At 66.3% G+C, this 19,635-nt stretch carries 16 protein-coding genes; 1 reads left to right on the forward strand and 15 read right to left on the reverse strand.

Annotation, left to right across the window (positions count from 1 at the left end; translation table 11 throughout):
• Positions 1–112 precede the first annotated feature (112 nt).
• Positions 113–721: a hypothetical protein gene (locus tag C8C93_RS01685; RefSeq protein ID WP_055400597.1), complete on the reverse strand. Its 609-nt coding sequence runs from the start codon at positions 719–721 to the stop codon at positions 113–115.
• Between the two features lie 42 nt (positions 722–763).
• A complete protein-coding gene (locus C8C93_RS01690; protein WP_121505706.1) occupies positions 764–2,890 on the reverse strand; it encodes a catalase in 2,127 nt (708 codons plus the stop codon).
• A 226-nt stretch (positions 2,891–3,116) separates the two neighbouring features.
• On the opposite strand from C8C93_RS01690, the gene C8C93_RS01695 reads away from it, so the two are divergent.
• Entirely contained in the window at positions 3,117–4,583 is a 1,467-nt protein-coding gene (locus C8C93_RS01695; RefSeq protein ID WP_121505707.1) for a rhomboid family intramembrane serine protease, read from the forward strand.
• Positions 4,584–4,721: 138 nt separating this feature from the next.
• Here the strand turns inward: C8C93_RS01695 and C8C93_RS01700 are convergent, their stop codons facing one another.
• From C8C93_RS01700 to C8C93_RS01760, 13 genes are all read right to left on the reverse strand, one after another.
• Positions 4,722–5,468 (reverse strand): plastocyanin/azurin family copper-binding protein, encoded by a 747-nt coding sequence (locus tag C8C93_RS01700; protein ID WP_199726968.1) that lies wholly within the window; start codon positions 5,466–5,468, stop codon positions 4,722–4,724.
• Between the two features lie 10 nt (positions 5,469–5,478).
• On the reverse strand, positions 5,479–5,937 hold the full coding sequence (locus C8C93_RS01705; protein ID WP_121420816.1) for a group 1 truncated hemoglobin: 459 nt from the start codon (positions 5,935–5,937) through the stop codon (positions 5,479–5,481).
• Positions 5,938–5,949: 12 nt separating this feature from the next.
• A complete protein-coding gene (locus C8C93_RS01710; protein WP_121505708.1) occupies positions 5,950–6,882 on the reverse strand; it encodes a DUF3034 family protein in 933 nt (310 codons plus the stop codon).
• A gap of 124 nt (positions 6,883–7,006) precedes the next feature.
• The gene (locus C8C93_RS01715) at positions 7,007–8,299 is read right to left on the reverse strand and encodes a HupE/UreJ family protein (protein ID WP_158603238.1); all 1,293 of its coding nucleotides are present in this window, start codon (positions 8,297–8,299) and stop codon (positions 7,007–7,009) included.
• Positions 8,299–9,441 (reverse strand): hypothetical protein, encoded by a 1,143-nt coding sequence (locus tag C8C93_RS01720; protein WP_147433715.1) that lies wholly within the window; start codon positions 9,439–9,441, stop codon positions 8,299–8,301. Before C8C93_RS01720 ends, C8C93_RS01715 begins: the two co-directional genes overlap by 1 nt.
• A 97-nt stretch (positions 9,442–9,538) precedes the next feature.
• A complete protein-coding gene (locus C8C93_RS01725; RefSeq protein ID WP_121505711.1) occupies positions 9,539–9,790 on the reverse strand; it encodes a hypothetical protein in 252 nt (83 codons plus the stop codon).
• A gap of 17 nt (positions 9,791–9,807) precedes the next feature.
• Positions 9,808–11,361, reverse strand: coding sequence for a DUF4331 domain-containing protein (locus tag C8C93_RS01730; RefSeq protein ID WP_121505712.1), 1,554 nt, complete (start codon positions 11,359–11,361; stop codon positions 9,808–9,810).
• 155 nt (positions 11,362–11,516) lie between these two features.
• Positions 11,517–12,308, reverse strand: coding sequence for an anti-sigma factor domain-containing protein (locus C8C93_RS01735; protein ID WP_121420811.1), 792 nt, complete (start codon positions 12,306–12,308; stop codon positions 11,517–11,519).
• A gap of 16 nt (positions 12,309–12,324) precedes the next feature.
• Positions 12,325–12,900: an RNA polymerase sigma factor gene (locus C8C93_RS01740; RefSeq protein ID WP_121505713.1), complete on the reverse strand. Its 576-nt coding sequence runs from the start codon at positions 12,898–12,900 to the stop codon at positions 12,325–12,327.
• Between the two features lie 148 nt (positions 12,901–13,048).
• The gene (locus tag C8C93_RS01745; protein WP_055400613.1) at positions 13,049–14,212 is read right to left on the reverse strand and encodes an alpha-hydroxy acid oxidase; all 1,164 of its coding nucleotides are present in this window, start codon (positions 14,210–14,212) and stop codon (positions 13,049–13,051) included.
• Between the two features lie 240 nt (positions 14,213–14,452).
• Positions 14,453–16,738 carry a diguanylate cyclase domain-containing protein gene (locus C8C93_RS01750; protein ID WP_121505714.1) on the reverse strand — a complete coding sequence of 762 codons (2,286 nt, stop codon included), beginning with the start codon at positions 16,736–16,738 and terminating at the stop codon, positions 14,453–14,455.
• An 83-nt stretch (positions 16,739–16,821) separates the two neighbouring features.
• The gene (pbpC, locus tag C8C93_RS01755) at positions 16,822–19,179 is read right to left on the reverse strand and encodes a penicillin-binding protein 1C (protein ID WP_121505715.1); all 2,358 of its coding nucleotides are present in this window, start codon (positions 19,177–19,179) and stop codon (positions 16,822–16,824) included.
• Between the two features lie 49 nt (positions 19,180–19,228).
• On the reverse strand, positions 19,229–19,597 hold the full coding sequence (locus tag C8C93_RS01760) for a hypothetical protein (protein WP_055400618.1): 369 nt from the start codon (positions 19,595–19,597) through the stop codon (positions 19,229–19,231).
• Between the last annotated feature and the right edge of the window lie 38 nt (positions 19,598–19,635).

Raw genomic sequence — 19,635 nt, forward strand, 5'->3', positions numbered from 1 at the left:
GGGCAAGTGCCAAAGAAAAATAGCTGCCAGCGCTTATCAGTAAAGCGCAAGCAGCTATATTTTTAATAGCGAATGCCGGGCGGTGTGCCACCGCCTTGGGGCATCGCTGAGGTCAGAGCATGGTTTCGCGCTGTTGCTCGGCGCGCGATGCGCCAATGGCGGTTTCCACGTTCTTGACCTCTTCGGGAGGGGGCAGCACGGCAGGCAGGCCCAGCGCCTCCAGGGCCAGCTCGCGGCACCAGCCCTTGGTGTGGTACAGGTGGTGGTCCTCGTCTTTCTCCACCGCCTTGTGGGCCGATTTCAACGTCTGGCCCACGTCGCCCGTGGCCACCTCGGCCACCTTGCCCAGCAGCTCCCAATTGGCGTGGTCTTTCGTCTCGGCGTGCACTACGCATTCACAGGCCACCAACTGGGCGGCGGCGGGGTTGCCCCCCTGTTTGGCCAGCAGCATGGCCTTGACCAGGGATTCGCCGATGTGTTTGACCACCGCCCGGCTGGGCGACTGCGCATCGGGGTCCAGCCCCAGGGTGTCGCACAGGCTGCGCACCACATCCTGGTGGGTCAAGGTTTCTTCCAGATAGCTTTCCCATTCCTTCTTGAGATCGGGGTTCACGGCACAGGTGAGCGCGGTGCGGTACACCTGCTCGCCGCCGAGTTCGGTTTCCATCATCTGGAGCACAAGATCATCAAGCTGGTGGCTGTCATAGTGGGCTTTGGGCATGGTTTCTCCTTGGGTGGTGGGGTTGGGAACGGGATGGATGCGTCATGCGAGGGTGCGGACCTTGGGTTCGCGCTCCCACTGGCGGGTCTGTGCGGCGGCGATGAAGCCCTGCGCGTCGGCGGGGTCCACCACGCCTGCGTCGGGCTCGATGCCACCGGCTTGCAGGATGGCCTGGGTGCCCTTGCAGGCGGCAATCGCCTTGAGGTGGCCGAACGCGTCGCGGAACCAGTCCACGGCGGCGGCCTCTTTGGCCAGCAGTGCGCCCATGTCGGGCGACAGGATGGAGGCCACAGCGTCAAACACAACCGATGGCGTGCCTTGCAGCTGTCCGTCGGCGGGCAACAGCGTGCCGTCTTTCAGCACGGCTCCGCCCACCTTGGGCGACACGATCTTGACGGTGGCGCCCACCTTCTCCAGCGCCTTGCGCAGGTTGGCGATCGTGTTGCCGTTGGAGCCATCGGCCACCAGGATGCCGATGCAGCGCCCCTGCAGCGTAGGCTTCATGCGGTCGATGATGCGCAGCGCGGGTGACGGGGGCAGGTCCTGCACTGGCTCGGCGGCAGTCGGGGCGGGGGGAAGCGCCTGCATGCCCAGGCCGTCGGCCACACGCTGGGCGAGGTCGGGGTCGACATGCTGCAGGTGGCCCACCACGGCTTCACGCACATGCACGGTGGCTACCTTGGACAGCTCGAATACCAAGGCCGACGCCATGTGGGCCTGCTCCAGCGGGCTCTGGCTGCGAAAGAACATGCGCGCCTGGCTGTAGTGGTCGGCAAAACTCTCGGGGCGGATGCGGCCTTTTCCTCGGCCGTCGCCGTCGTCGGCCTGAGCGAAGTGGCGGAAGCCCTGTGCCAGTGAGGCGCGTGGCGTGTCACCCTGCAGGCTGCTGGGTTCGTAGGCAACGCGGCCCTTGGGCACCTGCATCTGCATGTGACCGTCGCGCTGCATGTTGTGGAACGGGCACTTGGGCGCATTGATGGGGATCTGCGTGAAGTTGGGCCCGCCCAGGCGGGACAGCTGCGTGTCCACGTACGAGAACAGGCGGCCCTGCAGCAGCGGGTCGTTGCTGAAGTCGATGCCAGGCGGCACGTTGGCGGGGCAAAACGCCACCTGCTCGGTTTCTGCAAAGAAGTTGTCGGGCCAGCGGTTGAGCACCATGCGGCCAACAGGCTGCAGGGGCACCAGTTCTTCGGGGATGAGCTTGGTGGGGTCCAGGTGGTCGAAGGGGAAGCGCTCGGCGTCTTCTTCGGTGAAGAGCTGCACCGACAGCTCCCATTCCGGGAAGTCGCCCGCCTCGATGGATTCGAACAGGTCGCGCCGGTGGAAGTCGTTGTCGGCCGATTGCAGCTTCACGGCTTCGTCCCACACCGTGGACTGGATGCCCAGCTTGGGACGCCAGTGGAACTTCACGAACGTGCTGTCGCCCGCAGCATTGACGAGCCGGAAGCTGTGCACGCCAAACCCCTCCATCATGCGCAGGCTGCGCGGGATGGTGCGGTCGCTCATGGCCCACATGATCATGTGCATGGTTTCGGGCATCAGCGAGACAAAGTCCCAGAAGGTGTCGTGCGCACTGGCCGCCTGGGGGAACGCGCGGTCGGGTTCCATCTTTACCGCGTGCACCAGGTCCGGGAACTTCATCGCATCCTGGATGAAGAACACGGGGATGTTGTTGCCTACCAGGTCCCAGTTGCCTTCGGGCGTGTAGAACTTGACGGCAAAGCCGCGCACGTCACGCGGTGTGTCCACCGATCCCGCGCCGCCTGCCACGGTCGAAAAGCGCGTGAACACGGGCGTCTGCACGCCCACTTCCGTCAGCACCTTGGCGGTGGTGTATTGCTTGAGCGAATGCGTGAGTTCAAAGAAACCGTGGGCTGCCGAGCCGCGCGCATGCACGATGCGCTCGGGGATGCGCTCGTGGTCAAAGTGCGTGATCTTCTCGCGCAGGACGAAGTCTTCGAGCAGCGTGGGGCCGCGTGGCGACGGGCGCAGGGAATTCTGGTTGTCTGCCACCGGGATGCCCTGCTGGGTGGTCAGCACCGGGTGCTTGCCCCCGGCTTGCTGCTGCAACTCGCCTGCGTTGCCGCGAAAGGTGTCTGACTGGGTGGAAGAGGGCAGGGCAGACGGCGATTTTTTTGCCGCGCCGCGCGAAGTGGGGGTTTGGGCCATGGGCGCTCCTGGGGGTTCTGGGTAATGAAACAAGACCAACCAACATCGTTGGACCCCCGTGCTTTTCGAGGAGTAGGACGCCGCCCCATCCGGGCGTCGTCGTCGTCAGGCAATGGCCCGTTGCCTGTGCGCTAAAGCCTCTCGGTGTTTGCTACGCTTGCGCCCATCCTGCAGGGCCCATTGCCTTGTGGCGCAACCGTCTCCTTTGCCCTTGCCAGACTGATCCATGTTCTACGCCATCCCCCTCGAAAACCGGCCCACCTGGCGCAACCCGCCCTGGATGACGGTGCTGCTGATCCTGGTGAACATGCTCGTGTTCTGGGGCCCGCAGCGCTCGGAAGAAAAGGCGCAGGACCGGGCGGCCGCCTTCTACGTGGCCAGCCCCTTGCCCGCCATCGAAGTCCCGCGTTTTGTGGCCTGGCTGGAAGAGACCGGCGACAAGCACCTCAAAGAGGCCCGCGCCCTGCAAAAGGCGGGCGACCATCGCATGCTGTTGCGCTGGATGGAGCAGGAAGACGGCTTTCAGCAGCGGCTGAAGAGCCCGCGCTTTGTGCCGCCTGAAGACCCGCAGTACACCGACTGGAAGGCCGCGCGCACCCAGTACGAAGCCCGGATGCCAGCCCCCTTCACCCGCAAGTGGGCGCAGAACTTTGAAAAGGACGCGGAGTTGCGCCCCGTCACCTGGCTCACGGCCACCTTCTTGCACGGCAGCACCGGGCACCTCATCGGCAACATGGTGTTTTTGTTTCTGTTCGGCTTTTCGGTGGAGCTGGCACTGGGCCGGGGCTGGTACCTGGCGTTTTACCTGCTGGGTGGCCTGGGTGGCTCGCTGCTGGCGGGCTGGGCCTATGCGGGCATGGGCAGCTACGGCCTGGGCGCTTCGGGCGCCGTGTCGGCCCTGATGGGCATGTACGCGGTGCTGTACCGGCTGCGGCGCGTGCGGTTTTTCTACCAGCTGTTTTTCTACTTCAACTACGTGACCGCACCGGCGTTGCTGCTGTTGCCCGCGTGGATTGCTAACGAGTTGCTGCAGCACTGGCTGAGCGGAAAGGGTGTGGCCTACATGGCCCACCTGGGCGGGCTGGTGACCGGCGCATCGCTGATGGCGCTGGCCATGCTGCTGCGCAAGAAACCGATGGAAGTGCCGGTGACGCAGGACGCCGCGCCCGACGACGGCTTTGACGCCCATGTGGCCAACGCCCAGCGCCTGGCGCAGGGCATGAAGTTCGAACAGGCCCTGACCCAGTGGCGCGCTGCAGCCAAGCTGCGCCCGCAAGACCAGGCGGTGCTCAGCGCCTGGTTCAAAACGGCATCGCTGTGGCCCGACGGCGAAGACTTCCACCGCGCCGCGCGCCGCATCTTTCGCCTGCACGCCCACGACGAGCAGACGCTGCAGTTTCAGCACGCCAGCTACCGCACGTATTTTGAGAAGGCCAAGCCCGGTGCCCGTTTGCAGCCGGACGATATGGCCCGCCTCTCACGCCGCTTTGCGCGTGCGCAGCAATGGGGCGATGCCGAAAAGCTGTTCAACGCCTTGCACATGACTGCCCCCACGCACCCCGAGCTGGGCGAGACGCTGGGCATGCTGGTGTCGGCCTTGTGCCATGCGGGGCGGCGCGAGCAGGCGGCTGCTTTGGGACCGCAGCTGAAGCAGCTGGCGCCGGGGAGTGCGGCGCTGCGGGGCCTGGCGTGAGGATTGTTGTTGGTAAATTTGGTGCTGGCGCTTATTGAGTAAGCGCTAAAAGCTATTAAATTAGTAGCAATTTCCGAAATCGCACTGCTAATTTTTATCGGTTGGGCTGAGCTGGTCGGGGCCTGGTCAACTCGCCCATCAATGCCGATGCGCCACCTGCTGCAGATGCCCGGCAGGCCCCTGGCTGTATCCCCCCATCGGCCCTCCAGGCGCAGTGGGAGGCGCAGCCGGTGGTGCCCGCCGCACGCGCGGCACCACGCTCAATTGCACGGTGTCCAGCACCGGCCCCGGCACCACGTTCAGTGCCTTGCGCGGCAAATCAATCAACTGCTCGGCATGCCACACCCGCACCTGCGCGGCACCATCCGGCACGCCCGCAAAGCGGGCAATGCCATCGGCATCGGTCTTCAGCGTCCAGCCCGAATCCGTCACAAACACATGGCCGCGCATGGAGCCGTGCAGGTGGCATGACAACAGCACCACCCCCGGCGTATCGAGCTTGACCTCAAAGGAGTTTGCAGGCTTGCCGTCGGCCTTGCCCGCCAGGCGCAGTTCAAAACCGCTGTTGGCTGTGCCCGCCGCGGCCGCCAGGCCCGCCGCCGCACCGCGCACGTGGTGGTCCCAGCGGTCCTGGTTGGTAAAGCGCACCGTGGCACCGGGCTCGACCACCGTGACGGCGGGCACAAAGCGCATCTTTTCCTGCTCGATGGTGGGGTTGGCCTGCAGCAGGCTGGGCGATGTGCCGCCCGTGCCACCGGGGTACACCACCACCACGGCTTCGGGCACGGGCTTGCCGTCGCGGTCCAGCACCTGGATTTGAACATTTCCGGCGCTAGCGCTTGCCCACAAAGCGCTAGCAGCTACAAAAATCATAGTATTTTTCATAGATACATTCTCAGCGGATGGTGATCACATCGCGGTGCATGGGCGCCAGCAAGGCCAGCAGGCGGTTTTGCTGTGCGAACGGTATGCCCTGGGCATCCATGGCGCTTTGCAGCACCTCCACCAGGGCGTTGAAGTGGCCCTTGGTGATGTCCATGTCGGCATGGGCTGATTTCATGTCAGCGCCTTCATATTTGCAAGGGCCACCGCTGAGCTGGCAGATCTGGTCGGTCAGGCTCTCCTTGAGCGCGGCGGGTTTGGTGTCCTTGAAGTGGCCGCCGATGCGTGGGTCCACCACCAGACGGTTCACAAAATCGTCCATCAGGCGCGTGATGCCGGGCTTTTCACCCAGGGCCTGGTAGAGGCCAGCCGGGGCCGTGGCATTGGCGGCGCCGGTCTGGGCCAAAGCTGGCTGGGCCAGCAGGCCGCCCAGGGCGAGTGCAAGGGCAATGAGGGTTTTGGGGTGGGTCATGGAAAAATCTCTTCAGAAAGCGACCTGGGCCGACAGGTAGTAGCCCGTCTGGCGGCGGTGGTTGGTGATGCCGGGCACGATGCGGCCCAGGTCTACATAGGCCAGCGTCAGTGACAGGTTCTTGCTGGGCGCCCAGGCGATGAAGATGTCTTTCCAGTCGTCCTCGCGCAACGCGGCGCCCAGGCCGGCGGCGGCGCCCAGCGCCTGCAGATTGTTGGGTTTGAAGCGGACTTCGGCGCCCACCGCCAGGTTCTTGCTGATGAGGTACGCCACCGAGAACTCGGGCTGCAGGCTGCGGCGGTTCTTGCCGGGTGCGGCAGCGCCAAAGCCCAGCAGGCCGTTCTGGTTGGCGTTGGTGGAGCGCAGCGTGCCGTTGACCAGCAGGCTCTGCGCCAGCAGCAGCTTGGTGGCGCTCACATACACGTCGGTGCCGCTGGTTTGGGTGCCCAGAAAGTCGAGCACCGACCCAATGGAGCCAGGGCGCACGCGCTTGTGCTCCAGCCCCACGGCGATCTGCGGCATCCAGCTGTCGGCGTTCAGCACAGCATCGCCTGCCACCTTGACCTTGATGCCCACGATATCCATCTGGATGTGCTGCCCGGGGGTCACGCCAAACGGCGCAATGCCATTGAGCGCGATGGCGGGTGATGCGTCAAAGTCCTGCCGCGCCAGCGACAGCTCCACCCGTTCATGCAAACCCACCGCAACACCGTAGCCATTGAGGCCGTAGTCCTGCGTGGCGGCGCGCGTGGCGTAGCCGGAAAAGCCCACCTCGCCTTCGGTGGCGTTGCTGCCGATCACCGCCCAGGGGGTGAGCCCGCCACCGGCCGACCCGGCGATGGTGCTGACGCCCCCTGTGAGCAGCAGTTTGCCGGTGTCGGCATGGGCCACGGTGGCGGCCAAGGCAAGCGTGGCGGACACCGCAAGCCAGCGTGGATTCTTCATGGGGTCGCTCCTGGGTTGTAAATAAATGCTACACCGATGGAGGTACGTCAGGGCGTCTCCAGCGGATGCACATTCCAGAGCGCTGCCGAGGGTCTTTGAACCACGCCGCCGCTGGCGCGGTGGCTCAGCCCGAAAAAGCGATCCGCTGCACCGTCCAGTACAGCGACAACACCAGCAGCGCCGCCGAGCCCCCCCGCACCACCACCGTGCGGTAAAGCACCCAACGCGCCAGCACCAAGGATGCAGCACACCACAGAGCCACCACCAGGAGCTGCCCCGCCTCGACCCCCAGGTTGAACCCCGCCAACGCCCACACCAGCGAGCTGCCTGAAATCCCTGCTTCCACCAGCACCCCCGAGAAGCCGAGGCCGTGGATCAGGCCAAAGCCCAGCGCCAGCCAGTGGCCGCGCAGGCCCCGGACGGGGAACAGATTCAGCAGCGCCGAGATACCAATGCTGATCGCAATGGCAGGTTCCACCCAATTGCCCGACACCGTCACCCAGCCCAGGCCCGCCAGTGCCAGCGTGACCGAGTGGCCCAAGGTAAAGAGCGTGACGGTGAGCAAAAGCGCCTTCAGCCCGGTACGGCGATCCAGAGCGTCAGTCGTCCGGGACGCAGGCAGCTGCTTTGTCATCGGTTGCGGGCTGCGAGGCAGAGGCTGTCGCACCAGCGAAATGGGCAGCAACAGCGCCAGCAAAAAGGCCAGGTGGTCATAGCCTTGCAGAATGTGGTGCACCCCTTCGGCCACAAATTGCAGCAGTGTTGCCACACCACTGCGTGGGGATGCGGGCTCCTGGGCGTCTGCACCTCCAGCCCCTTGCGCACCTGGCTCCCCTTGGGATGCGACACCGCTGCCTGCGGATCGCAGGTCGGTGCTGGCGCGCCCATCGGGGGCCAGCACGGCCGCCAGCGGCTGGCCGCCGAGCACACCGCCCACCAGCAGACGGTGCGTGGGGTCGATGCCCTGCATCAGCCCGTAGCGCAGGGTGACTGCCTGGGCGGGCGCACAGGGGAGCGTGGCAGCCAGTCGCGCGTAACGGCCATCGGTGCGCTGCTCCAGTGCTTCAAAGCGCCAGGCGGGGGCCGTCGCCGTTCCATCGCACTGCCACAACATGCCATGGCCCACCCACTGGGCCATGGCGGGCACGGACTGCCGCACCTCCCCCCAGGTGAGCTGGCGGTCGCCATCGGCATCGAGCTGCTCCAGCGCGGCGTCCACATCCTTCAACGCCACCGACAGCACCAGGCCTACCGATGCGCCTGCCCCTGCAGCGCCCTCAGGCGCCGGGGCATCCGCCACCCGCAGATAGGCGTCGCTGGCCTTGTGGGCCCGTGCGCTGGGCACCAGCGCCGCGGCAAGCAACACGACCGCCACCATGGCCCGCAGGGGGGCCGTTGTCCAGTGTTCGCAGCGCATCATTGGCCTCCCCGGGGTTGCCAGCGCGCCAGGCGCACGTCCTGCAGCCCGGTTTGCTGGAGGGCCTGCCGCACCGCCTGGTGGGCGGCAGCGTCGCCCGATTGTTCAGAGGTCTGCAGTGCAAGCCACCAGTCGAGTGGCTCTTTTTGCAGGGCAAGGTTGGTGCGGGCCGCCTTCCACGCGGCGGCGGGTTGCCCGTGCAACCACAACGCCAACAGGGCGCGCTCACGGGCATGGGCATCCAGCCCCTCGCCGCGCGCCACGATGGCGGCAAACCGCGCTTCCAGGTCGCGCGCCAGGGGCTGCCACGCGGCGTCCCCCATCAGCCGCAGGGCCTGTGCGCGCCGCAGCAGCACGGCATCGCTGTCGGGCTGGTGCCTGAGTACCTCCAGCGCGGCGCTCGCACGGTTGCGGCGCAGCAGCTGGTCGGCATAGGCCAGCGCGGTGTAGCCGTCGGGGGCATCGGCCAGGCTGCGGCGGTAGGCAGCGTCGGCGGCATCATCGCGCCCTGCGCGCTCTTCGCTTTCGGCCAGCAGCGACCCGATCCAGGCCCGCTGGTAGGCATCCCCCGCAGCCTGCTGCCACAGGGCGGTGAGACCGCTGCGCGCAGCATCGTGCTGACCTTGAAGTGAACGGGTTTCAAGCAGGCAGGCGGTGGCATACAGCGTGGCGCCGTAGCGCGCCACGTTGCGACAGGCGGCCTCGGCGGCCTCATAGCGCGCGGCCACACGCTCCAGCGTGGCCAGCGTGAGCCAGCCCTGCACCTGCGCGGGGTTGGCCTGCAAGGCACGCTCCAGCGTGGCGCGCGCTGCTGCAAATTCATGGCGCCCTTGTTCCACGGTGGCCTGCAACACCAGCAGATCGGCGGGGGCATCGGCCTGGCCCCACCAGCGTGCCAGGGCCGCTTGAGCCCGGCCCAGGTAACGCGGGTCCGCCGTCTCGCGTGACAAGCTGATCCAGCGCCGGGCGATGGCGGCGGCGGCCTGGGGGGTGGCGGGAGCTGCACTCACACGCTCGGGCAGGCGCTCGACCACATCGGCATCCAGGCCGGGGGGCAAGTCCTGCGGCAAGGCAGCCAGGGCCGTGCCAGCCCAGAACATCAGGTGCAGGGCCGCGCACACAAGGTGAGAAGGTTTCTTCATGGGCTCGTGATAACAAGGGGTATGGGAGGAGGCAAACTCACCCACGGACGCTCCTGGCTACGCCCATTCAGGGCGCAGCCAGGGGCATCGCGGAAGGTCAGAGCCGCGAATCGGGCTCTTCGGTCTCGGTGCTGGACAGCACCAACTGGTCCACCGCCTGAGGCTCGGTGTTGTCCGATGCGCCGCTGGCCACAATCGGCTGCACGTATGCGAACGCGTTCACCATCACGGGGCCCCCATTGCCAGGGTCTGCCGTGTTGTCACCGCCTCCGCCCCCGCCGCAACCGGTGATGGCCAATGCCGCCACCGAGGTGAGCGCCAGGTGCTGAATCCGAAGGTTCTTTTGCATGGTGTGGCTCCTTCGGATCAGAAGTTCTTGGCACCGGGCAGCGGTGGGTTCACGTAGGGGAAGGCTGTGCGGTAGTCGGTGGCTTTCGTGCGCGAGCCATCGATAAATGCAACGCCTCCTGCCGGGGCGTCACCGGGCTTGCAGCCCACCTTGAGTGCGTCCGAGGCACCGGTCACCGTGCACAGCGCACCCATGGCCACACGCAGGGACACGTCCACCACATCGTCGCCCAGGCGGCGCCCGTTGGGGAAGCCTGCCGCATCACCGGCGACCACGCCCAGGGAGCTTTGTGCAGCCACTGGCGTGGCCGCAATGCCGGTGTTCAGGCGCAGCATTTCGGCCAGGGGCCCGCCTGCGCCCAGGCCGGTGATGTTTCCGGGGCGGTTCACAGTGGGCAGGCCCGTGAGGAAGGCCGTCATCAAATCCGTGCGTGGGAAGTTGGTGGGGGCCTTGGCGCCAAACAGCGTCTCGACCAGCGCGGGCAGCGTGGGGTGTGTCACATAGTCCGCAAAGTTGGCGGCATCGTCCTTGGGCTTGGACGCGTTGAACTTGTCCTTGTCCTTCAGGCCGATCACCACCTCATTGACCAGCGGCATGCCCAGGCGCGAGACCTGCGTCCATGCGCCACCGGCCTTCTCGCTGGCCTGCAGGCCCGAGTCCGGCTTGCCGTTGAGCAGGCGGGCCTGGCGCAGGCTGGCAGTGGTCCAGCCGCCAATGACCTTCTCGCCCGATGCAGCCGTGAGGCAACTGGTGGGCACTTCCACGGACAGCGAGGTCACGTTCTTGTCGGCAATCTGGCCGGCACCGAAGGCCGCTGCATTCGACTCGCTGGTGATGACCGCAGCGGGCGCATTCACCAGGTCAAAGATGGTGCCCAGCGACACAGGGAACGGGTCCTGCCGCTGGCCCACAAACACCTTGCCGGGCGTGGAGCAGCCGGGGATGTTGATGCCATACACATATTTGCTGGCATAGGCGTCGTAGGCAGCGGCATTGCCCAGGGATTTTTCTCCGATGTAATCGATGGGCTTGGTGAAGGTGGTGCCCCCGCCAGCCATGCTGATCTGCTCGCGCTTGCCGGTGCGGCGGTCACCGCGCACGATGAACATCTCGTACTCTTCCCGGTAGGCCAGCGGGTCGGCCGCCGCGCCGCTGATGCCACCGGCGTTGCGCAGCGGGATCGCTACCTTCTTGCGGGCACCGTCAGGGCCGATGTCGAGGGTGATGCCGTTGCCACCGTTGTTCAGCGTGTTTTTGAAGCGGAACTGGAAGGTGATGTCCTCCGCCGCGTCGCCGTTGTTGTCGATGTGGATCTCATACAGCGCATTCGGGTCCAGGCTGAAGTAGTTGGGGCCGCCATAGGCATCCTGCAGCGGTAGGTAGTTGGCGATCATGGTGACAAAGCCCGCACGGCCCGGTTCGTAGCTGTTGAACAGGTAGAAATCGGCGCCGTCAACCTTGGGCTGGGTCGTGATGAACGGTGCTTCGCGGTGGCTGGACGCCAGGCTGACGCCCGCTGCGCTGGCCGCCAGGGCAGCCAGCACGGCCAGACTGATTCTTCTCAATGGCATGGAGATCTCCTCGTAGGTGGATAGAGAGGTGCCAAGCACCCCACCACCTATACGGCGAAGAGAACCCTCTGGATTCAGCGGCTGCGACGATTCTTTGTGGAAGGCGTCCCGCCGCCCCATACGGCAATCCCACGCGGCAGCCCGCTGCGTGCCGTTCAGGTGGCTTTGCGGATCAGTGCGCCCTTGAACAGCACCGGCCCGGTCGGGCCTGTGGCGCTGGGTACGCCGCCCAGCGGCTCCAGGCTGATGGCCAGTGTGGGCACTTCCTTCACATCACCTTCCTGGGCCACCAGCTTGAGCAGCTTGTCATGCCCCAGCACACCGAGCGAGCGTGGGCCCTGGCCGGGTGGCAGCGCCCACAGTTGCAGCGACTTGTCCGCCCCCTCCTGAAAGCCGCCCACGCGCTGCAGCACCAGCTGGTTGTTCTTGGGGTCGAAGGTGACCAGCATCGACGCGTCCGCCTTGTCGTCGGCCAGCACGGCCACGTACTGAATCTGGGGTGTGGCCTGCAGTTGCTGCTGCAGCGTGGCAATCTGCGCGCCGGTGGTGGCACGCAGGCCACCATTGACCTGCACGCCGACCACCACGGCAGCCAGTGTGGCGATGGCCCCCGCAGCGGCAGCACCGCGCCACACCAGCAGGTTGCGCCACCATCCGCCGGGGGCCGCAGCAGCCGGGGGCACACGCGCAGCCTGCATGGCCGCCGCAGCCTTGTCGGCCTGCACGAGGTTGTCGATGCGGGTCCACACGGCGGGGGCGGGGTCGATGGCAGGTTGCAGCTCGGTCAGGCCCGACCAGCGGGTCTGCCACACCAGGGCGGCGGCGCGCACGGTGGCGTGTTCGCGTGCCAGTGTTTCAAAGCGGCGGCGGGCGCCGCCGCGCAGCGTGCCCAGGGCATAGCTGGCGGCCAGGCGGTCGAGCAGGTCGGGGTGTTGGGTGATGTTCATGGTGGACCTTCCGTGCTCAGGCGTAACGCGCCATACAGCTGCGCAGTTGCTCCAGCCCCCGGCGGATCCAGGTCTTCACGGTGCCCAGCGGCAACTTGAGCTGCTCGGCCAGTTCGCCGTGACTCTGGTCACGCAGATAGGCCAGGCTGACCACCTCGCGTTGTTTGTGGTCGAGCTTGCCCAGGCAGTGGTGCAGCGCAAACGACTGCTCGCTGGCATCGGCCGTGTCCATGGGGTTGGGCGAATCGCCCTCCAGCGTCTGGGCCAGCTCGTCGTCCAGCTCGTTCATGAGGTCGGCCCGGTCGCTGCTGCGCTTGCGCAGCGCATCCAGCGCCCGGCTGCGCACGATGAGCCCCATCCACGCCATGGGCGGGCTGAGTGATGCGCGGTAGTTGCCGGCGCCGCGCCAGATGCTCAGGAAGGCCTCCTGCAGCACGTCCTCGGCCACATCGCGGTTGCGCACAATGCGCAAGGCCAGGCCAAAAAGCGGCGACGAGGTGCGCTCGTACAGCCTTTTGAGCGCAGAGTCTTCCTGCGCGGCGATGCGGTCGAGGAGTTCCATCAGTTCACGGTCTGGTTGGGGGGTGCTCATGCGCCCATTCTCTGGGATGGATCGGGTTTCAAGGACTTGCGGGGCTTTGCTGTAGCTGAATACGCCACAAAAGGGAGGATGGATTCACCGGTAAGCCAGAAACAACAAAGGCCGCAGCGCGGCCTTTGCAAGGGCGAGTCGGCAAGACTCAGGTCGGATAGGTGCCTGGCAACAGAATGGAGCGGTCCACCGTGTTGATGTTGGTGTGGCCGCAGAACGCCATGGTGATGTCCAGCTCTTTCTGGATGATCTGCAGCGCGCGGGTCACGCCTGCCTCACCAAAGGCCCCCAGGCCATACAGGAAGCTGCGGCCGATCAGCGTGCCCTGCGCGCCCAGCGCACGGGCCTTGAGCACGTCCTGCCCGCTGCGGATGCCGCCGTCCATCCACACCTCGATGTCCTTGCCCGCCGCAGCGGCAATGCCGGGCAGCGCGGCGATGGAGGATGGGGCGCCATCGAGCTGGCGGCCGCCATGGTTGCTGACGATGAGCGCATCGGCGCCGCTGTTGACGGCCAGGCGCGCGTCTTCGGCGTCCATGATGCCCTTCAAGATCAGCTTGCCGCCCCAGCGCTTCTTGATCCACTCCACATCGCCCCAGTTGAGCTGCGGATCGAACTGTTCGGCCGTCCACGACGACAGCGACGACAGATCGCCCACGCCCTTGGCATGGCCCACGATGTTGCCAAAGCTGCGGCGCGGCGTTCCCAGCATGCCCAGGCACCAGCGCGGCTTGGTGGCCAGGTTGATGAGGTTGGCGACGGTGGGGCGGGGCGGGGCCGAGAGGCCGTTCTTGATGTCCTTGTGGCGCTGGCCCAGGATCTGCAGGTCCAGCGTGAGCTGCAGCGCTGAGCAGTTGGCGGCTTTGGCGCGGTCGATCAGGCGCTCGATGAAGTCGCGGTCACGCATCACGTACACCTGGAACCAGAACGGGTGGTTGCCCGTGTGCTGGGCCACGTCTTCGATGGAGCAGATGCTCATGGTTGAGAGCGTGAACGGGATGCCGAAGGCCTTGGCCGCCTTGGCACCCAGGATCTCGCCGTCGGCATGCTGCATGCCGGTGAGACCCGTGGGTGCAATGGCCACGGGCATGGCCACGTCCTGGCCGACCATGGTGGTGCGGGTGCTGCGGCCCTCCATGTTCACGGCCACGCGCTGGCGCAGCTTGATGCGCTGAAAGTCGCTTTCGTTGGCACGGTAGGTGCCCTCGGTGTACGAACCCGAATCGGCGTAGTCATAAAACATGCGCGGCACACGGCGCTGGGCAATGACACGCAGGTCTTCAATGCAGGTGATTTTGGACAGATCGGGCACGCGGACACTCCAGAAAGGGGTTGCACAGGGGGCAGACAGGACTGCGCCGAATGGTAGGCACTTGCCTGCGGGTGGGCCATCAAAATTATTTGTGCGGGCTGCAACAAATTTCCAAGGCGGTGGGAGAGCGGGGGCCTTGGAGGGGCAAGAATTTCAAAGAAATTGGCTGCTAGCGCTTATTTGGAAAGCGCTAATAGCTATAAAAGTTATAGCGAAATACCACACCAAAACTCTGGCGGCTTATGGATCCTGCCCAGCCTCCACAGCGGCCAGCACCACCTCGGGCTCGGCGTCCGGGCCCTGGTAGAGCATGAAGCGCATGCGCCCGCCGCGTTTGGCGGCGTACATGGCGCTGTCGGCATGGCGCGAGAGCGCATCGAACGTATCGCCGTGCTGAGGGAAGAGTGCGATGCCGCCGCTCAGCCCCACCTGCAGAAAACGCCCCGCCAGCGCGAAGGGCGCGTCGCACGACGCAAGGATCTTGCCCGCCACTTGGCAGGCGGCCTCGGCGCCGTCCAGCCCCGGCAGCAGCACCACAAACTCATCCCCGCCCTGGCGGCACACGGTGTCGGACGCGCGCACGGCAGCCTTCAGGCGCTGCGCAAACTGCACCAGCAGCAGGTCGCCCACATCGTGGCCCAGGCTATCGTTCACGTCCTTGAAGCCGTCCAGGTCCAGGTACATCACGGCCAGGCACTTGCCGTCGCGGCGGGCCTGCGAGATGGCCAGCTGGGCGCGGTCTTGCAGCAGCACGCGGTTGGGCAGGTCGGTCAGTGCGTCGTACTGGGCCAGGTGGGCCATGCGCTCGGCCATGACCACCGATTCGGTCACGTCGCGCAGTACGGCCACGGCGCCGGTCACGGCACCATGGCGGTCGGTGATGGGGCTGGAGGTCTTGTCCACCTGAAACCGCTGGCCGCTGGTGCGGTGCACCAGCACACCACGCACCGAGCCAGAGACTTTCCCGGTCTGGATGGCGACCAGCAGCGAACTGGCCAGCACGCTGTCGTTGTCGGGGCTGCGCAGCACCACCACCTCGTCGATGCGGCGGCCCGCTGCGTCAAAGGCCTGCCAGCCCGTCAGGCGCTCGGCCACGGGGTTGAGGTAGGTCACCATGCCCTTCGCGTCCGAGCAGACCACTGCGTCGCCAATGGCTTGCAGCGTCAGGCGCACGCGCTCTTTCTCGTCGAACAGCTCGTTCTCCATGCGCTTGCGCTCGGTAATATCCGTCACTTGCACGAAGAGCCCGGTGACCACGCCGCGCGCGTCTGCGTCGGGCAGGTAGGAGACGATACTGTGCCGCGGCTGGCCTTTCGGGTTCTGGTCCGTACGTTCAAAGCGCTGCGGTGCACCCGCCAACGCCAGGTCGTAGTAGGGCTTGCTGGCCGCGTAGCGGGTTTCGCTGAGCAGCTCGCTGATATGCCGGCCGCGCACAGGCACCGGGTAGGTGCCGAACTCCTCCAGTGCTGCCCGGTTGGCAAAGCGGTTGTGCATACTGGCATCCCAGTAGGCAATCATTGACGGCACGTTGTCGAGGGTGGTCCGCAGGTCATGCTCAGTCTCGGCCAAACGCGCCGAAACCTGCTGGCGCAGCACCAGCTCACGCACGAACAGCGCGGCCAGCCCCACGCAACTGACCATCAGAAGCAACGCAAAGCCGCCCAATATCCAGGCGCTGCGGGTCCACTTGGCCAGGATGGAATCTGCGGACTGCGCCACGTTGATGATGAGCGGGTAGCGCCCCACCGGGCGAAACGCATACAGGCGCTTTACGCCGTCGATCGCGGCGGTGCCCACAAACGAACCCGAGCCCTCTTGCTGAAAACGCAGCATGTTGGGCGTGCCCGCCAGGCTGCGGCCCACGTCCGCGTCACCATAGGGAAACCGCATGATGACCACCCCATCGTTGCGAAACAGGTTCACGCCACTCTGGGGGCCCATGTCCAACGAGCCAAACAGCTCATTGAAAACGCTCAGCCGCACGGCCCCCACCACCACGCCCGCAAAGCTGCCGTCTGCGTGGTAATACGCACGCGCCACCGGAAGAATGTTGAGCCCCGTCACGCGGGAAGGAACCGGGCGCCCGATGAACACCCCCTGGTGCCCTCCGGATTTGAAGGCGACGAAGTAGTCGCGGTCCACAAAGCTGACGTTGCTGGGCGCACTCGACCCCGACTCCAGCACAACATTGCCTTGTGCGTTGAGCACCCACACATCGCCCGCACCGCCCACCCGCAGGGAGTTGTCAAACACCACGCGGGCGCGCAGATCGGGGGGCAGCGCCCACACCTCAGGGCGGCTGACCTCCCGGGCCACACCCTCCAAGGATTTGTCAAAACTATCCAGCGTCCAGCTCAGCCCTTGCTCCAGCGTGCGCACCAGGTTGGCATTGCTTTGGCTGGCATAGCTCCATTCGTCGTTGCGGATGGTCCAGATGGCCCGGGCAAAAAGCGCACCGATCCCGAGAGAGAGCAGGAGCGAGAGCCACAGCAGGCGGTGCGAAAAGAACTGACGGGACAACGGCATAGGAAACAATTTGCAACCATTTTAGGGTTCATGCAGTGCTGACCATCTCTCAAACAGCACCGTAGCCGTTGGGCCACGCCCGGTCAATGCGCACTGCCCCTCGGTGGCGGGGTCACAGCCCCGGCTCCGCGCACCTCGATGCGGACCTCGTCCAGCACCTTGCCCTGCGCGTCGGTGAGCTGCACCACATGGCGCCCGGGCCAGGGCAACCAGGCCACCCGAGGGCCTCGGCCCAGGGTTTTGCCGTCCAGCCGCCAATGCACCGCATTGCCCGTGGCGGTGAACTGCAGGCGCTGGCGCGCCGGGGGGATGTCGGGGTCCAGCGCAATGATGGTGCCCGGGGCGGGGGCGGTGATGCGCGGGGGCAGACCCGCAGGAGATGCGGCCGCATCGGGCGCAGATTTTTTAGGATCATTTTGGCCACTAGCGCTTGATGGATAAGCGCTAATAGCTACCGAATCAATAGCAAAAAATGCCTGCTGGGTGCCCTGCACAAACCATTCTTCCCGCGCGGCCTCCAGCGGCTGGCCGCCGCCGCGTGGGTCCGGGCTGCCGGGCTGCGGCGCCACGGGCCCAAATTGCACCGCTGTGCGGGCCAGGCCTAGGGGGGCCTTGGGGGCGCGGCTGGGCTCGCGGGCATGCAAAAACCCCATCACCGCCGACCAGATGGGAGCCGCGCCGCTGGTGCCGCTCACATCGTGCATGGCGGCGCCGCTGGCGTTGCCCACCCACACACCCACGGTGTAGCGCTCGGACCAGCCCACGGCCCAGTTGTCGCGCATGTCCTTGCTGGTGCCGGTTTTCACGGCCGTCCAGAAGCGGGTGGCCAGCACGCTGTCGGTGCCAAAGGTGCGGGCGCGTGCGTTGCCGTCCGAGAGGATGTCGCCCACGATGAAGGCGGCACGGGCGTCCAGCGCAGGGGCAAAGCGCGGCTTGGCAACATCCGAGAGTGCTTCAGCACTCGACCGTCCGCCGTTGGCCAGGGTGCCCGCAACAGGACTTGCGCGCCCGCCGTTGGCGAGCGTGCCCGCAACAGGACTGGCCCGCCCGCCATTGGCGAGCGTGCGATAGGCGTTGGTCAGGTGCAGCAACGGCACCTCCGGGCTGCCCAGCGCCAGGCTGTAGCCAAAATAATCGCCGCTTTCGCGCAGCGGCAAGCCCACGGCGCCGAGCTGGCGGTGGAATGCGTCGGGCGTGACCATCACCAGCGTGCGCACCGCCGGCACGTTGAGCGATGCCGCCAGCGCCGTGCGCACCGACACCCAGCCCTTGAACTGCCGGTCGTAGTTCTGCGGGATGTACAGGCCACTGGCAGTGGTGATCTGCGCGGGCGAATCCTCTACCAGCGAAGCCGCCGTGAGCCGCCGCTCGGCAATCGCCTGCGCATACAAAAAAGGTTTGAGCGTGGAGCCCGGCTGGCGCAGCGCCAGTACACCATCGACCTCGCTGGCCTGGCTCAGTTGCCCTGAAGACCCCACCCAGGCCAGCACCGCGCCCGTGGCGTTGTCGAGCACCAGCACGGCGCCGTCTTCCACATTGCGCCCGCGCAGCTCGCGCAGGTGCTGCTGCAGGCTCTGCACGGCAAAACGCTGCAGCGGCGCGCGCAGGGTGCTGGGCACACGCTCGGGCACGGCGCCGTCTTTGCCAGAGCGCTGGCGAAGCAGGTAGCGGGCGAAGTGCGGCGCCACGCCTTCGCTCGCATCAAATGCGCGGCGCTGCAGGGCGGCGGTGGTGAAGAGGTCCAGCGCATCGCAATCCACACGGGCCGGGGCTGGGGTGGCGCGCTGCGCGGGGCGCGCGCCGCTGGTGGCCTGCATATCGCGCAGCACCCCGCACGCCCGTTGCGCCACCAGCGCGGGCCGGGCATTGGGCGCGCGCACCAGCGCAGCAGCCACCGCCGCCTCGCGGTCGTCCAGCCCGTGCGCGGCCTTGCCAAACAGCGTGCGGCTCAGGGCATCAATGCCCACCAGCTCGCTGCGAAACGGCACGAGGTTGAGGTAGGCCTCCAGGATCTGGTCTTTGCGCCAGCGCCGGTCCAGCACTTGTGCGGCCACCGTCTGCCCCAGCTTTTGCACCACGGTGCGCCCGCCAGGGCCCTGGCGCCAGTCACCGTCCAGCAAACCCGCCAGCTGCATGGTGATGGTGCTGGCCCCGCGCGTGCGCTGGTTCCACAGGTTGCCCCAGGCAGCGGCCGATGCGGCGCGCCAGTCCACGCCGCTGTGCTCAAAAAAACGCTTGTCCTCGCTGAGCACCAGGGCCGTGCGCAGGGCGGGCGACACCTCCGCCAAAGGCACCCACTGGCCGCGCCGCACGGTGGCGTCGGTGCGCAGGCGCTGCAGTACCTCGCCTTCGCGGGAGAGGATGAGGGTGTCGGAGGGCTTGAAGTCGGCTCGCACCTCGTCAAACGCCGGAATAGCCCAGGCGGCCGATGCGCTGACCATCCAGAGAGTCCAGCCAGCGCACCAGCGTCGAACGACGCCCCCCCGGCGCTCAGCCATTGGGATGCTCCCGGTCAAACCGGGTTTCGGCCTCGCTCAGGTGGCGCAGCAGCACGTGCGAAATCAGGTTGACGCCAATGCCACCAAACACCACGGGCAATACATAGAGCGCGATGGACAGCTCGGAGATGAACACCGCGTCGTCGGCCAGCGACGGCGTGGTTTTGGCCAGGGACGCGAGCGACTGCAGCAGGTACACGTCCACCCCTGCGATCAGCACCAGCGCCACACCAAAGCCGAGTACGGCCACGCGGGAGATGGACCGGGTCGCCAGCAGCAACCCGTAAATGCCCGCAGGCAAAACCAGCGAAAACGCCACCAGCACCCAGAACCGCAGTTCCACAAAAACACTGAGGCTCATGGCGTTGTTCTGAAGGGCAGGCTCAAAACGGAAGGCTG

The sequence above is a fragment of the Acidovorax sp. 93 genome, from assembly GCF_003633835.1.
GTDB classification, from domain to species: Bacteria; Pseudomonadota; Gammaproteobacteria; order Burkholderiales; family Burkholderiaceae_C; genus Acidovorax; species Acidovorax facilis.